This is a genomic window from Bradyrhizobium sp. S69 (genome assembly GCF_009766005.1).
In the GTDB taxonomy this organism is placed as follows: Bacteria; Pseudomonadota; Alphaproteobacteria; order Rhizobiales; family Xanthobacteraceae; genus Bradyrhizobium.
The window spans coordinates 76,215-90,729 of sequence record NZ_LMUK01000029.1 but is presented as its reverse complement, the minus strand read 5'-3'; the positions used below and the strand labels follow the sequence as shown (position 1 = coordinate 90,729).

The 14,515-nt window shown below is 62.9% G+C and carries 10 protein-coding genes and 1 pseudogene; 4 read left to right on the top strand and 7 right to left on the bottom strand.

All coding sequences use genetic code 11. The features are described 5' to 3' along the window. Together GSQ88_RS35615 and GSQ88_RS12450 are read left to right on the top strand one after the other, a co-directional pair. Nucleotides 1-419: pseudogene (locus GSQ88_RS35615) on the top strand (glycosyl transferase family 1); the annotation flags it as partial. Between the two features lie 44 nt (nucleotides 420-463). Continuing rightward, nucleotides 464-1,756, top strand: coding sequence for a glycoside hydrolase family 130 protein (locus tag GSQ88_RS12450; RefSeq protein WP_159008047.1), 1,293 nt, complete (start codon nucleotides 464-466; stop codon nucleotides 1,754-1,756). Nucleotides 1,757-1,833: 77 nt separating this feature from the next. On the opposite strand, the gene GSQ88_RS12445 is transcribed toward GSQ88_RS12450, so the two are convergent. The 6 genes from GSQ88_RS12445 to GSQ88_RS12420 form a co-directional block, all read right to left on the bottom strand. Then, nucleotides 1,834-2,688, bottom strand: a complete 855-nt coding sequence (locus GSQ88_RS12445; protein ID WP_159008046.1) for a DUF2076 domain-containing protein — start codon at nucleotides 2,686-2,688, stop codon at nucleotides 1,834-1,836. A gap of 165 nt (nucleotides 2,689-2,853) precedes the next feature. Continuing rightward, complete coding sequence (locus GSQ88_RS12440) at nucleotides 2,854-3,699, bottom strand: ChbG/HpnK family deacetylase (RefSeq protein WP_159008045.1); 846 nt, start codon at nucleotides 3,697-3,699, stop codon at nucleotides 2,854-2,856. Beyond that, nucleotides 3,696-4,742 carry a glycosyltransferase family 2 protein gene (locus GSQ88_RS12435; protein WP_159008044.1) on the bottom strand — a complete coding sequence of 349 codons (1,047 nt, stop codon included), beginning with the start codon at nucleotides 4,740-4,742 and terminating at the stop codon, nucleotides 3,696-3,698. The genes GSQ88_RS12440 and GSQ88_RS12435 overlap by 4 nt, the downstream gene beginning before the upstream one ends. A gap of 107 nt (nucleotides 4,743-4,849) precedes the next feature. Next, a complete protein-coding gene (gene hisG, locus GSQ88_RS12430) occupies nucleotides 4,850-5,827 on the bottom strand; it encodes an ATP phosphoribosyltransferase (protein ID WP_159008043.1) in 978 nt (325 codons plus the stop codon). Then, the gene (locus tag GSQ88_RS12425) at nucleotides 5,824-6,972 is read right to left on the bottom strand and encodes an ATP phosphoribosyltransferase regulatory subunit (protein WP_502706725.1); all 1,149 of its coding nucleotides are present in this window, start codon (nucleotides 6,970-6,972) and stop codon (nucleotides 5,824-5,826) included. Before GSQ88_RS12425 ends, hisG begins: the two co-directional genes overlap by 4 nt. A 131-nt stretch (nucleotides 6,973-7,103) precedes the next feature. Beyond that, a complete protein-coding gene (locus GSQ88_RS12420; RefSeq protein ID WP_159008041.1) occupies nucleotides 7,104-7,859 on the bottom strand; it encodes a 16S rRNA (uracil(1498)-N(3))-methyltransferase in 756 nt (251 codons plus the stop codon). 221 nt (nucleotides 7,860-8,080) lie between these two features. Between GSQ88_RS12420 and GSQ88_RS12415 the strand changes: the two genes are divergently transcribed. Together GSQ88_RS12415 and ubiA are read left to right on the top strand one after the other, a co-directional pair. Further along, complete coding sequence (locus tag GSQ88_RS12415) at nucleotides 8,081-8,857, top strand: hypothetical protein (protein WP_159008065.1); 777 nt, start codon at nucleotides 8,081-8,083, stop codon at nucleotides 8,855-8,857. Nucleotides 8,858-8,936: 79 nt separating this feature from the next. Beyond that, nucleotides 8,937-9,872, top strand: coding sequence for a 4-hydroxybenzoate octaprenyltransferase (gene ubiA, locus GSQ88_RS12410; RefSeq protein WP_159008040.1), 936 nt, complete (start codon nucleotides 8,937-8,939; stop codon nucleotides 9,870-9,872). Between the two features lie 26 nt (nucleotides 9,873-9,898). On the opposite strand, the gene GSQ88_RS12405 is transcribed toward ubiA, so the two are convergent. Then, the gene (locus GSQ88_RS12405) at nucleotides 9,899-13,444 is read right to left on the bottom strand and encodes a tetratricopeptide repeat protein (protein ID WP_159008039.1); all 3,546 of its coding nucleotides are present in this window, start codon (nucleotides 13,442-13,444) and stop codon (nucleotides 9,899-9,901) included. Nucleotides 13,445-14,515: the final 1,071 nt, after the last annotated feature.

The window sequence follows — 14,515 nt, the reverse complement described above, 5'->3', positions numbered from 1 at the left end:
TCGGCTTGAAGTCGCTGCGCTGGCTTGTGAAACGGCAAACCTCGACGAAGGGCCAATTCCGCCCGATCGGCACGGCGGGATTTGGTGATCGTCGCCAACCGCCGCAAGCCTTCGACCAGCAGCCGCTGGAGGCCGCGGCGACCATTGCGGCCTGCCTCGCGGCGTGGCGCGCCGATCATGATGTCGAATGGAAAGCCGAAGCCGCGCGGGTATTCGCGTGGTTTCTTGGCAGCAACGATTTGTCGGTCTCCCTGGTCGATCTGGAAACCGGAAGCTGCCGCGATGGCCTGCATCCCGACCGTCCCAACGAAAACCGCGGGGGCGAATCCGTGGTGTCGTACCTGCTCGGCCTGTCCGAGATTCGACAAATCGCCCGCCTCAGCGAAAGCCGCGTCAGCCCCGCTCCGCTCGTCGCCTGACGGCGCCGAGAACGAGTACCCCCTTCAACCTGTCAGAGGCCAACTTGCCGGAATTTCCCTTTCTCGATCGCCAGGCCCTTCATCTGCGGCCGGATCCGACCCGCGTGATCGTTCGGCCTTTCAAGCCGGCTACCGAGCCGCGCGACCTCAATCCGACCGACAAGACCCGCGCCAACCATATCGTCGAGCGGGTTCTCGCGCTCGACCCGGAGACGACGGAGCGTCAATTGGCCGACGTGCTGGCGAACTTCCTCGGCCGTCATCGCCACTTGCTGCAAACCTTTGAGGCCCGCGCCGCGGAGATGGAAGCGGCGCTGGCCGACCATGCCGCGTTCACGCAGGCGCAGCGGCGGCTCGTCGGCGCCTATTTTCTCAATGAATATTCGTTCGAGGCGTCGGCACTCTTCAATCCGAGCATCGTCGCGCATCCCGATCAGTCGGGAACGCCGGAAGGCAGCCTTCGCTTTATCCTCAGTCTTCGTGCGGTTGGCGAAGGCCACGTGTCTTCGCTGACATTTCGATCGGGGTTGATTGCGGCAAACGGGGCCGTCCGCGTCGATCCGACGGCGCGTTTTGCAGCCAGCCCCGATCTCGTCAGGCTGAGCGCGGGCGGCGACGATGTCGACATCAGTTTCACGGCCGGCGAGGATATCAGCGAGCGGGTGATCTTTCCGATCACCGAAGCGCAGTCGAACGGGATCGAGGATGCCCGCTTCGTGCAATTCAGCGGCGCGGAGCAGAAGATCTATTATGCGACCTACACCGCCTATAGCGGACGGGCGATCCGGTCGGAGCTGATCGAGACGTCCGACTTTGTATCGTTCCGGCTATCGGCCTTGAAGGGCGATGCCGCGCGCAACAAGGGCATGGCGTTATTCCCGCAAAAGATCGACGGCAAATATGCGATGATCGCGCGCCAGGATAACGAAAACCTCTATCTGATCTATTCCGACGATCTCCATACGTGGGACGGCGGCCAGCCGATCCTGAAGCCTCGCTATCCCTGGGAATTCGTGCAGATCGGCAATTGCGGATCGCCGATCGAGCTTGATGAAGGATGGCTGTTGCTGACGCACGGCGTCGGCCCGGTGCGAAAATATTCGATCGGGGCGGCGTTGCTCGACAAAAAGGATCCTTCGAAGGTGCTCGGCCGCCTGCGCGAGCCGCTGTTGCGCCCGGACCCTTCCGAGCGTGAAGGATACGTGCCGAACGTCGTCTATACCTGCGGCGCGATGCGCCACCGCGACAAGATCATCTTCCCGTATGCGGTCTCGGACACCTTTTGCAATTTCGCGACCATCGAAATCGCGTCCTTGATTGCGGCGATGGACACCTGACGCATTGGAACGGCGGCAACCGTTCTCGAAATCAATCGGCGCCTCTCCCGATTGGGGAGAGGGGCCGAAACGCCCGATCAGGCGTTGTCGCTATCGCCGTCGCCATCGAAGCCGTCGGAATCATGATCGCTGTCGTCGTTCGATGCGGAATTGAAAAATCCGTCGCGCGAACTGGCGTCGTCTTCGCGGTCTTGCTCGGCATCCTGCTCGCGATCCTGGCGGGCGAGATCCTGTTGCGAGCCGACATCGTTGACGCCGGCGTCGCGGGCCAGACCGCTGCGGGATTGATCGCTCCACGGATTGCGGTTCTCTCCGAGGCTCGCGGTATCGCCGAAGGCTGACCGGCTGCCGCCGCCCCCCATCAGGCCGCGGAAACTGTTGAGCAGCAGCGAACCACCGACCACGCCGGCCGCGGCGGCTGCCGCCGTGCCGAGAAACGAGCCGCCGCCTCCGCCCGGCGCGCCACCGAACGCGCCGCCCATGGGACTTTGCGGCGCGCCATAGGGCTGACCGTAGCCGGGCTGCTGCTGTCCATAACCTTGGTCATAATGTCCGGGCGATTGCGCCTGCTGCATCACCTGACCGCTGTTCCAGACCGGACGGCTGCCGGAGCTGGGCGGCGGGACGTTCGGCACCGAGCCGTGTGACTGGCCTTGACCAAAGATCGCATCCCGCATCGAATCCAGAAAGCCGCCTTGCGGCTGCTGCTGTTCGGGCGCGGCTGCCGCCTCCAACTCCTCGATGTGGTGATGCGCCTGCTTCAGCGCTTCGTCCTGCACCAGCACGGTCTGCACCAGGGCATAGAGGGCGTTCGGCGCAGTACGCAGGCCCTGCGAGATCGCCGCGGTGGCGTCGGGATCGCGAGGCGTACCCTCGACCTTCGAGAGCCGGGCAAAAAGATCGTCAACCAGTTGGCGTTCTTGCGGTGTCATAGCGTTCTCCGTCGCGTCGGATGAATGTCGAATCGCGCGCTGGAGATGTAAGCGGGGTTTGTGTCGCAAGTAGTGCCGCGTCGGATTAAATTTCGGTATGCGACAAAACGGCGCGAAGGATTCCCGAGCGATATCAGCCGAGTGTAACTTTGTTCAGGTGTAACTCTATTCGAGTGTAACTTTATTCAGGGCCAGCAGTTCCGGAAAATCCTCACCGGCGAGAAACGCATATTCGCGTTCGCGTTGGCCGGTCAGCGGATCGAGGCCGGTCAAGACGTCATCGACGAATCCCGGATGGCACATCACGAGGCCGCCCTCCGGCAGGCCATCGAGAAACTCGCCCATCAGCGCGGCAAAATCCGGTGCTTTGGAAAAATCATAGGCGCCGGCAAAGCCCGGATTGAAGGCGATGCCGGCCTGCGCCGCGCGCTTGCGAAACCGGGCGCTGAGCATGTCCAGAACCAGCGCCTTGGGCGCGGCGAGCCGCTGCATCAAAGGCAAGCGTCGCCCGCTTTGGCGCACCCAGGCGTCGGGGGCTGCTTCCTTCACCGCGGCCAGAAAGCCGTCACGCACCTGCGGGAACAGCTGCGCATGCTGGTGGCCGTCGACGAAATCCGGCGGGCGGCCGAACAATTCGCGGAAGGCTGCAAGCTGCACCATCAATTCGGCGCGGACGATTTCAGGATCGAGCCGCCTGGCCAGACCCGCGCGCAGCAGTTTCGGAAAAGAGAGGAATTGCCCGCCATCGACCGGCTGGAAATGCATCGTCAGCGGCCGGAACGGCGCCGTCAGCGTCGCGTGCAGCCCGATCGCGCAACGCGGGTTTTGGGCTGTGGCCGCTTGCAACGAACTGATTTCGTCGCGGCCGATCGCTGAACCGACCACCATCACCGACGTCGCGTTGAGACGGCCGCGCTCGATCAGTTCGCGAATGGCGCGGTTGACGCCGGGACTGATGCCGTAATCGTCGGCGCACAGCCAGAACCGTCGCGGCGGCCGGGCGTCGTTCATTCCGCCGCCGACCTGGCGTCGGAGCTATTGTTGCGCTCCGGCTCGATCCGCTTTTCGCTGTGCTCGGCCACGAAATAGATCGGGCGCGCTTTCAGCTCCGAGAGGATCTTGCCGATATATTCGCCGACGATGCCGATCATGATGAGCTGCACGCCGCCGATAGTCATCAGGCCGACCACCAGTGAGGGGTAGCCGGGGACCGAGCCGCCGGTGGTCCAGGTTTCCCAGAGGATCGAAAGGCCGAACAAAAACGCTATCGTTGCCAGCGCCGCGCCGAGCAGGCTCGCAAGCCGCAACGGCGCCACCGAGAACGAGGTCAGGCCCTCGATCGAAAGCCCGACCAGGCGGCCGGGGCTGAACGTGGTGACGCCATGGGCGCGGGCCGCTGGCTCGTAGTCGACGCGGATCTGGCGAAAACCGATCCAGCTGGCGAGCCCCTTGAAGAAGCGATTGCGTTCGGGGAGCTGCTTGAGGGCGGCGGCCGCGCGCGGCGACAACAGCCGGAAATCGCCGGCGTCCTCGGGGATCTTCTGCCGCGCGCCCCAATTGATCAGCGCGTAGAAGCCGCGCACCGCGATCCGCCGCAGGAACGATTCATTGTCGCGATGGGCTTTCGCGGTATAGACCACGTCGTAGCCGTCATCGATCCAGTGACCGACTAGCCGCTCGACGATATCGGCCGGATGCTGGCCGTCGCCGTCCATGAACAGCACGGCGCCGCGCCGGGCGTGATCGAGCCCCGCCATCAGCGCTGCTTCCTTGCCGAAATTGCGCGACAGCGACACCACCTGGACATCGAGCCCGTCGGCGACGAGCCCGAGCGCGATGCGGTAGGTGTCGTCGGAACTGCCGTCATCGACGTAAACCACCTCGCAGCCGAGGCGATAACGCTCGCGCAAGGTTTTCGCGAGTACCGCCAGCCGCGCATGCAGTGCGGCAAGCCCGGCGGCCTCGTTAAAGACCGGCACGACGATCGACAGCCCCTGCGCCGCGGCACTGGCGGCGGTGGTGGACAGGCCGGAAACATCGGTACCGAGCGTCATCGATCAGGTCTCACCGTCAATACGAGCAACATATGGCAATCGGCTCGCTCTGTCGCCACAGGGATGCGGCTCAAGATGGGTCCCCAAGCAGGGCGGGCGCTTGACGGTCACGACCGCAAGAACGCCTCGAGTTTGGCGAACAGCGGATTGTCGCGATCCATCACATAGTCGAGCGAGGCCACCGAAACCGTGTCGGCGCCGTGGTCGCGCAGGAAGCTGCCGAGCGCATAGAGCTGCGCCGGCGGGCAATGCAGCGTCACCATTCCCGACGAGGTCGGGCCGCCGAACGGCGAGACCACGCCGAAGCGATTATGGGCTTCGGTCAACAGCGCCGCGGTGCATTCCTTGAAGCGGGTGCGGACCTCGCGGTATTTGCTGGCGCGGGCGCGCGCGGCGATGTGATCGAGGATGACGCGCGCGGTCTCGCGGGCCGTCTCCGACCAGTCGGCGTCGCGCGAGGCCACGAGGTTGGCCTGGCTGCGCAGGATCACGCCATCGTCGAGCACCTTGAGGCCGTTGGCGGCGAGCGTCGCACCCGTCGTGGTGATATCGACGATCATCTCGGCGGTGCCGACCGCGGGCGCGCCTTCGGTCGCACCTGCGCTCTCGACGATGCGATAATCGACCACGCCATGGGCGGCGAAGAAGGTCCGGGTCAGGTTGATATATTTGGTCGCGACCCGCATCCGCCGGTTATGCTTGGCGCGGAATCCGGTGGTGACGTCGTCGAGGTCGGCCATGGTGCGGACGTCGATCCAGGCCTGCGGCACCGCGACCACCACATTGGCGCTGCCGAAGCCCAGCGTGTCGATCAGATGCACCCGCTTGTCGGCATCCGCGATGCTCTCACGCACCAGATCCTCGCCGGTGACGCCGAGATGCACCGCGCCGCGCGCCAGTTGCGAGGCGATCTCGCTCGCCGAAAGGTAAGCGATCTCGACATTGTCGAGCCCGTTGATGGTGCCGCGATAGTCCCGGGCGCCGCGCGGCTTGGCCAGCGCGAGGCCGGCATGCGCGAAGAACGCCTCGGCGTTTTCCTGCAGGCGGCCCTTGGACGGAACCGCCAGAACGAATGGCGCCGTCATGATGCGCTCCTTTTGAGGCCGCTGAGGGCTTCGACCCACACCGAAAATCCGACCGCGGGAATAGGCGTTGCCGAGCCGAGCTGGGTCATCAATCCGTCGTAGCGTCCGCCCGCCACCAGCGGTTCGACGCCATTGCCCTTGCTGTGCAGCTCGAACTCGAAGCCGGTGTAATAATCCAGGCCGCGTCCGAACGAGGTTGCAAAACGCACCGTCTTGGTATCGATGCCGCGCGCGGCCATGAAACCGACGCGGCTTTCGAGCTGATCGATCGCTGTGGCCAGATCGAGTTTCGCCTCCTCGGCGAGCGCGCGCAGTTGCGCGACCGCGTCGTCAGGATCGCCCGAGATCGCCAGGAACTGCTTGATGGTCTTGAGCGCGTCGCGCGGCAGCGCGCCGCCTTTCAGGGTCGATTGCTCGAGGAAGCGATCGGCGATTTCGGCAACCGTGCGTCCGCCGACATTGGTGGTGCCGGCGATCGACATCAGGTCGGTGACCAGCGCCAGCGCCGCCTTGCGGTCGGAGCCGGCCAATGCCGCGAGCACGCCTTCATATTCGTTGCGGCCGGGGGCGGTAGCGAGCGTCAGCCGCTCGATATCCTCGGCCAGGCTGACCTTGCGGTTGAAATCCTTGATCAGCCGCCGCCGCCACACCGGATAAAGCCCGAGCGCATCGATCAGCGCGTTGAACAACGCGACGTCGCCGGTGCGGATTTCGACATCCGTCAAGCCGACCGCGCTGGTGGCTTGCAGCGCCAGCGCCAGCATCTCGGCGTCGGCCGCGGCGCGGTCCTGCCGGCCGAACGATTCGATGCCGGCCTGCAGAAACTCGTTGGAGCGGCCGCCCCGATAGCGAAACACCGGTCCGAGATAGCTGAAGCCGGCCGGCTGGCCGGCGCGGCCGGACCGAAGATAATCGCACGCCACCGGAATGGTGAGGTCGGGGCGCAGGCACAATTCCTCGCCGCCGGGATCGGTGGTCAGATAAAGGCTTTTGCGGATGTCCTCGCCGGACAGGTCGAGGAACGGCTCGGCCGGCTGCAGGATCGCGGGCTCGGCCCTGATGTAGCCGGCCTGCACGAACGACGATAGCAGTGCGTCGGTCCAGGCGGCTGATCCGGCGGTGGTCGAGGTCATCTTGGCGTCCAACTGTCCCGAAACGGGTTCCAACAGGGTTATCTGGCGCAGCCCTTAGCATGGCAGGCGCGGGGTTTCGACAGGGATCGGCCGGATCGCTTAATGACCGGCCAAAAGCAGTAAAACAGGTCGTTTTTCGGTTTCTAAGCCCCGGACCCGGCCCAATCGCCCAAAACAGCCTGTACCAGCGCCAGCGCCGCCACGCCCGCAGTATCGGCACGAAGCACCCGTGGTCCCAGCGAAAGCCGCAAGGTTCGCTGCTGCCGCAGCAAAATGGCGCGCTCTTCCTCGGCAAATCCGCCTTCCGGGCCGATCAGGATGTCGATTCCGCGGGAAGCCGCTTGTTCCCCGCATAGCGCCTGCACCGGGTCGGCGACATCGGCGGCCTCGTCGCAGAACACCAGCAGGCGGGAGGCGTCGCGCTGGCCGAGATAACGATCGAGATTCAGCGGTTCCGCCACCTCGGCCAGGCTCAGGATGCCGCATTGCTCGGCGGCTTCGATCACATTGGCGCGCATCCGCTCGCCATTGACCCGCGAGACCTGGGTGAAGCGGGTCAAGACCGGCTGTAGCGACGAGGCGCCCATCTCGACCGCCTTCTGCACCATGTAATCGAGCCGGGCGTGTTTTAAGGGCGCGAACACGAAAGCAATGTCCGGCAGCCGGTCCTGCGGCCGGGTCTGGGCCACGATGGTCAGGCTGTCGGGCCGCTTGCGTCCGCCGATCTCGGCGCGCCATTCACCGTCGCGCCCGTTGAACACCAGGATGGCATCGCCCGCGGCCAGCCGCAGCACGTTGCCGAGATAATTGCTCTGGTTGCGCTCGAGCGCGACAATCTCGCCCGGGGCCAGGGCGGCCTCGACGAACAAGCGGGGAGCGGAGAAGTCCATTTGGGGCATATTTAATGTTCCGGACGTCGTTTTTAGCCTAAAGCGTTAGAATCGGGGGGCTATTTTTGGCCCTCGCCGGGGGCTACGCCGCGCTGTTGCCAAATTCCCCGGGTTGTTAAGACGAGGCAAGAATCGTAAGTACCCGCATCGTAAACACCCGCATCGGTAAATAGCGCTTTCGTTGGAAATGCGTTTGGGGATCGTTGGACCTTGCCGGAGGAGCAACCTTGATCATCCGTCGCTTGATTGTGCCGCTCACCGTGGCCTTCGTCACTGCCCATGCCGGCCAGGTTCTGGCGCAGAGCGCCTTTCCGGCGCCGCTGCCGAATCAAGCCGCGGGCACGGCGAATGATCCGGCATTTCCGCCGGTGAACGGCGCGGCCCGGCGTAGCGATCCCGCGTTTCCGCCGGTGAATAGCGCGCTCCGGGGCAGCGATCCCGCATTCCCGCCGGTGAATGGCGCAGCACCCGCCGCCGGCGGCTTTAGCCGGGCCGCGCCCACCTCGTTTCCGGTCAATGGCGCAGCCCCGGTCGGCGGTGCGGCGCCGATGGGCGGCGCAGGCTTCGGCGGCGCGCCGGCGGCGCCATCGCAGGCCAGTGGCGATCAATGCATGAAGGAATTCGTCCCGCTGCGTGAGGACGCCGAGAAACGCGGCAAGCAGATCAAGGCGGCCAGCGATCGCCACGCCACGCCCCAGGAAGCCTGCAAGCTGATCGAAGCGTTCGGCCAGTCCGAAATCAGGATGATCAAATATGTCGAGACCCACGCGTCAAAGTGCGGGATTCCGCCGACGGTGCTCGACCAGTTGAAGAATGGCCACAAGAACTCCGAAAGCATGCAGCAGAAGGTCTGCAACGCGGCCACGCAAATGCAGGCGAGGGGAGGGCCGGCCGGTCCGAGCCTGAGCGACGTACTCGGCTCCGCGGCACAGCTTCCGGAGGCGACCAAGAGCAAGAAGGGCGGCAGCACCTTCGATACGCTGAACGGCAACGTGCTGACGCGATGAGCCGAGCCGCCGGTTTGAAGCGCATGCGCCGGCTGCCGCGCGTCGATGCCGGAAATTTCAAATCGAAACCTGGTGTCGGATGACCGGCGTCGCCGCCCGCGTTGCTGACGCCACCGGCAACTGGGTCGACACCCGCGCGCCATCATGGTCGCGGCCTTATCTGCGGCTGGCGCGTTTCGACCGGCCGATCGGCGGGTGGCTGCTGTTGATGCCGTGCTGGTGGTCGGCGGCGCTGGCCGCCGGCGTGGCCGGCCATCTCGGCCAATTGCCGCTCACCATCGTGCTGTTTTTCGTCGGGGCGTTCGTGATGCGGGGCGCCGGTTGCACCTGGAACGACATCACTGACCGCGATCTCGACGCGCTGGTCGAACGTACCCGGTCGCGGCCGATCCCGGCGGGACAGGTCAGCGTGCCGCAAGCGGTGATCTTCCTCGTGGCCCAGGCCTTGATCGGCCTGGTGGTGCTGCTGCAATTCAACCGCTTCGCGGTGATCACCGGCATCGCCTCGCTGGTCGTCGTCGCGATCTATCCGTTCATGAAACGGATCACTTATTGGCCGCAGGTCGCGCTCGGTCTGGCGTTCTCATGGGGCGCGCTGATGGGATTTGCGGTTCTCCTCGGGCGGATCGATGCCGCCGCGCTCTGGCTCTATGCCGGTTCGATTTCGTGGGTGATCGGCTACGACACCATCTATGCGCATCAGGACATCGAGGATGACGCGCTGATCGGCGTGAAATCGACCGCTCTGTTGTTCGGCGCGCGCACCCGCCCGGCACTGACGGCGTTTTACGCCATGGCAGCGGTCTTGATCGGCACAGCGCTGGCGCTGGCCAAAGCGGGCGCGCTCGGCTGGATCGCGCTGGCGATATTCGCCGTGCATCTGGCCTGGCAGATCGTCCGTCTCGACATTTCGGACGCAGCGCTATGCAAGCGCGTCTTCATCTCCAACCGCGACGCCGGATTGCTGCTGTTTGCGGGATTGCTCGCCGATGCGGTGATGCGCGCGGCGGGTTAGCCATTATCGAGATCGATGAGCGAGACTCACAGCCATTTCGGTTGGGGTTTCTGCGCAGCGATGGTCGGGCCTAGAATGTCGAGTGCCGCTGCATAGAGCGCCTTCGACGACGCTTTATCTCCGATTTTGCCGTATGCCTGTGCGGCGCCCATCAGCGTATAGCCGACGATCGGAGAACGATCGCCATTTTCTCTTTTGAAAATATCGAGAGCCTTCACGAAGCACGTGACGGCTTTGTTAAAACGGCCCGCCTTCAGATAGAGCTGGGCGAGATTGAACGAGTTGTTGCCAACGGCGTCGCCCTCCAGGCCGCCATATTTGGTGGCCACGGCGATCGCGCGAACGAAGGTCGCCTCGGCCTCGTCGATATTGCCACGCTCGGCGTTGAGCTGGGCCCGCAATTGCAGCACTCCCAAATATCCCGGAGCTTGCTCCGACGGATTGTCACCGATCAGGCCGTTGACGCGTGACAGAATCTTCTCGGCAGCGTCATTCCGGCCGGCGATGATGTAGAAGCGTCCAAGCTCGGCAAGAATGGGGACGAGGGCGGGGCTATCGGGCCCGAAACTCTGCTCCGCAATGTCCGCAGCCCGTTCGACCAATACGACACTTTCAGCCGGAGAGCCCCGGTTGAAGGCAATCAACGCCAATTGTTCAAGAGAGGAATTCGCCGCCAAAAGATGACCCTGGCCCTCCCAAATATTCCGGGCGAGGTTGGTCTCGCTCTGCGCCCCTTCAAATTGCCCCATCCTTCGGAACAGCGAGCCGAGGGCGAAATGGTCCCGGGCTGCCTGATCGCTTCGGGCGCCGAACGACTGTTCGTCAATCGCAAGCGCACGGTGAAACAACGAAATAGCCTCGCCTTGACGGCCCGAATTTCCGAGAACGCCAGCGATACCTCGCGTAGCAACGGCGATGCTGGGGTGGTCCGGTCCCCGCTGCCGCTCTACATCGGCGAGTGCCTCGCGCTGCAAGCGTTCCGCGTCGTCGAATTTGCCCTGTACCCAGAGCACACCGACCAACCGGTCGATCGCATTTCGCCGAATCGGATGATCCGGCTCGTACAGCTTCCCGGCGATTCGTAGCGCATCGCGGCCGTATTGCTCGGCATCCGCGGGTTTTCCACGTGCGCGCGCCAGGTTGGCCTTGCCTTGGAGTACGTCGATGCTCAAGAAACTGTCTGGAGGAAGTACCTTGGCGGCGATTATCGCCGCGCGATCGATGTGGCTGTCGGCATCGTCGAGTTTGCCTTGGGCGATATCGAGCTGCGTTAGGAAGATCCAGCCCGTGGCCAGCGCAAGGTGATCTGGTCCGAATGCCTGTTCCCGAATTTGCCGGGCTTGATCCGCCAATTGACGCGCGTCGAGATATTTTCCGCTCTCATAGGCCATGTCAGCCAAAGCCTGGATACTCCGAGCAGTGATCGGGCTGTCCGCCCCGAATTGGGTGGTATTGATCGCGATAGCGCGGTCGATATCGGCTTTTGCGTCCTGCCTGTTGCCGGCGCGCTTCAAAACCGGAACCAGGTTCATCAGGTCGGCAGCGACCGCCGGGCTTTTTGGACCGATCATCTTCTCGTCGATCGCAAGCGCCTCGCGGTAATGCTCCTCCGCGTTCCGGTCCTGTCCACGAATCAATTCGATAGCGGCGAGTGTTTTTAACGCCCCGCCAAAGCGTGGATGGTCAGTCCCCAGCCGTTCTCGATAAAGCTCGAGCGCGCGCTCGATCAGCACATCAGCTTCGTCCAATTTACCTTCCGACACAAGCGTTTGCGAAAGTAGGGAAACATACAAGGCGACGTTGATGGAGTGTGCCGCAGTTGGGATATCGACAATTGCCAAGGTGCGCCGCAGTTTCATTTCCGCATCGACGTAATCGCCCCTTAAAGAGTCGATTGTCGCAAGATTGCTCATCGTTTCGGCGGTCAAAAAGCTGTCTGCGGACAGGGTTTTCGTTCGTATCGCGAGCGCCTCCTTCAGCACGGCTTCAGCTTTTTCAGGGTGGTCGGTTTCACTATAAACCGCGCCCAGCATGTTCAGTGCTGTTGCTCGTTCAAGATCCGGTTGTTGTAGCGAAAGCGAGCGCAAAAGCGCGGACTCCGCCTCGGCGTAGCGATCTTGTCGCCGGTAGATCGAAGCAAGCGCGGTTAGTCTTTGTCCCAAGGATACGATCCGCTCATCGCCGGCCTCTTCTTCCAGTTTGACCGCTTCCAACGACAGTTGCTCGGCGTCGGCGTACCGGGCCTCTTGTTGGTAGTTCAGCGCAAGATAGGCCAGTAACGATGAGCGCCAGCCCACGGCAGGTCTAGGAAGCTTTGGCTCCATTTCGAGCGCCGACTTGAGGACGCGTTCGGCTTCGCGGCATTTCTGTTGGTCAATCCAGAGCGATGCAATTTCGATCTTTGCGTTGATGCGCTGTGGATCGCTTTCGGGCAACAAGCGCTCCAGCACGTCGTTCGCCCGCAGCAGCGCAGCTTCGGCATCCGGCTGCTGGCCCAATTGTCGTTGAGCGCGGCCCAAACGCAACAGATCGAGGCCAAGCGTGGCCGTTTCCCGCTTGTTCTCATCGAACCACGCAATCGCTCGCACAGCATAGGCGGCAGTATCCACTGGCTTGCTCAAATTGTCATACAGTAAAGCCAGATTGGACAGCAGCGTTGGCATCTGGGTATCGTTGGGGCCCGCGTATTTCGAACGGTATTCCAGCGCGCGAAGCATGAATGGCTCGGCTTCGGCGTAGCGATGTTGCTTGTCGTAGACACTGCCGAACAGCGATTGAATCAGGGCAAACAAATCTTCTTTGCCTGCCGGAAGCGGGTCGATAAGTTTGGCCGCTTCAATCAATGCGCTTTCGGCAGCGGAAAAATCATTTTTATCGAGACGGCTTCGGGCTTGCCGCGCCAGGAGGGAACTCAAATTGGCTTTGGCACCGGCGATGGCCACAGCCTCACTGTCGCCGATCGTCTGGTATGCCTGCAACTCTTGGCGCATGGCAGCAACCGCCATGTCGATGCGGCCGGTGTCGAAATAGATCTTGCGAAGATAGCCAAGGGATATGCCCAACTCCCGGTTGGGAGGTGTCAGTTTCTCATAGCCGGATACCGCGCGTTCAAAAAAAGTCTCTGCCTCCGGTATTCGTTGCTGGGCGAGATAGACGCGCCCGATGCGCTGCAAGGATCGGTTGACCAGAACGTGTCCACCGCCCAGGCCCGTTTCGCGCAAATGCAGGGCCTGTTGCTGATATTCCAGTGCCTCGGGGTACTGCCGCCGCGCATACGCAATATCGCCGAGCGACTCGTTGAACTGGCTGACGCAGTAAACCTTGAAGTCGCCCACCTCATCGCAGAGTGAAAGGCCCTTTTTCGCAAGCGGCTCCGCCTCGTCGAAATGCGAGGTATTGACCAGTGCATTAACCTGCTGATTGATGGCTCGCGCTTCGCTTGCGGCATCGGCAGCCAGCGCAGGATTGATGCCAACGCCTGCAAGATACAACGCGGCCGTCAAGGATAGGCAGGCAAAAAGCCCGCACCACAGGAACCTTCGGCGTGTTTGCAGCAAAATCGGCTTTTCCACTGAGGTGTTTCCTAGACAAATAGCACCACGGGTTGAATACGGAAAGCAGTTCCAGCGCTCCTATCTGTCGAGGGACCCGTCATCGGGCGCGCGCGCTCGATCGGCGAAGACGGCGCACGGCGTGGGAGGCGTCTTTGGCCGCCCCCCTGCTGATGAACATCGATCTCTTGCGACATGCAGCAACGGCACCGTCATCCCCGGGATGACGGCAGCGCGATGGTCGCAAGCGCATCAAAAACTGCCCGACGGGCAAATCACTTTCGCGCGCCAAAACCTGTCCAGCCCCTTCGCGAAAAATATTCCGCTTTGTTTTTTACCCAAATCAGTTGCGTATTCGGTGCCGTCCCGCCCGACAAGAGGGGCGTTGCGCACGTCACGAAACGCGCGGTGGGATGCGATGGACGCGAAAGCTGCGACTGACGAGCGCGGCTGACGCGTACGGCAAAGTCGTGTGGTCCTGACGCCCCAATGGCTGGTGTCAAGTTCGCAAGGAGCTCACGCTTCTTGCGGGTGACGGTGACAAACAAGCTCTGGTCTCACCGGGGAGAGCACGGAATAAGCTGTAAAACCATTGCGCAGGGAAGGCCGGAGTGTTTCCGCTGAACCTGTATGCTCATGTGCGTTTTTTTGTTTGCCTTTGCACATGAGACCTCGGGTGCAGCGCGCACCCGGTCTTCCCTGCGCCCTCTTTTTTTTGGGGGCGAACGAATTTTGCAAAACTCGGGCGCATGCCGTCGCGAGAATGTGGAGGTGTGTTCGTGACCGTAGCCCGGATGAGCTCTTGCGATATCCGGGTCTTCGCGGCGGTCCCGCATATCGTGGAGCCTGTCATAGGGCGCGCATTCGCGCGACCCGTTGGCTCATGCGGGCTACGGGCTATCAACGTCATTGCGAGGAGCGCTTGCGACGAAGCAATCCAGCTCTCTGCTCGCGGCCTGGATTGCTTCGCTGGCGCTCGCAATGACGATGTTGGAGCAACCGATTTTGAACAACCGGGACGACGGAGTTATAACGCCGCGCTCAATGCCGCGCGATGATCTCGCGTTCGCCCTGATGAACATTCGCCGGATT

Coding starts and splice junctions, on each gene's coding strand:
- ubiA (WP_159008040.1), top strand. CDS start 8,937: ATGACCGGCGTCGCCGCCCGCGTTGCTGACGCCACCGGCAACTGGGTC.
- GSQ88_RS12435 (WP_159008044.1), bottom strand. CDS start 4,742: ATGACGCTCGGTACCGATGTTTCCGGCCTGTCCACCACCGCCGCCAGT.
- GSQ88_RS12420 (WP_159008041.1), bottom strand. CDS start 7,859: ATGCCCCAAATGGACTTCTCCGCTCCCCGCTTGTTCGTCGAGGCCGCC.
- GSQ88_RS12440 (WP_159008045.1), bottom strand. CDS start 3,699: ATGAACGACGCCCGGCCGCCGCGACGGTTCTGGCTGTGCGCCGACGAT.
- GSQ88_RS12445 (WP_159008046.1), bottom strand. CDS start 2,688: ATGACACCGCAAGAACGCCAACTGGTTGACGATCTTTTTGCCCGGCTC.
- hisG (WP_159008043.1), bottom strand. CDS start 5,827: ATGACGGCGCCATTCGTTCTGGCGGTTCCGTCCAAGGGCCGCCTGCAG.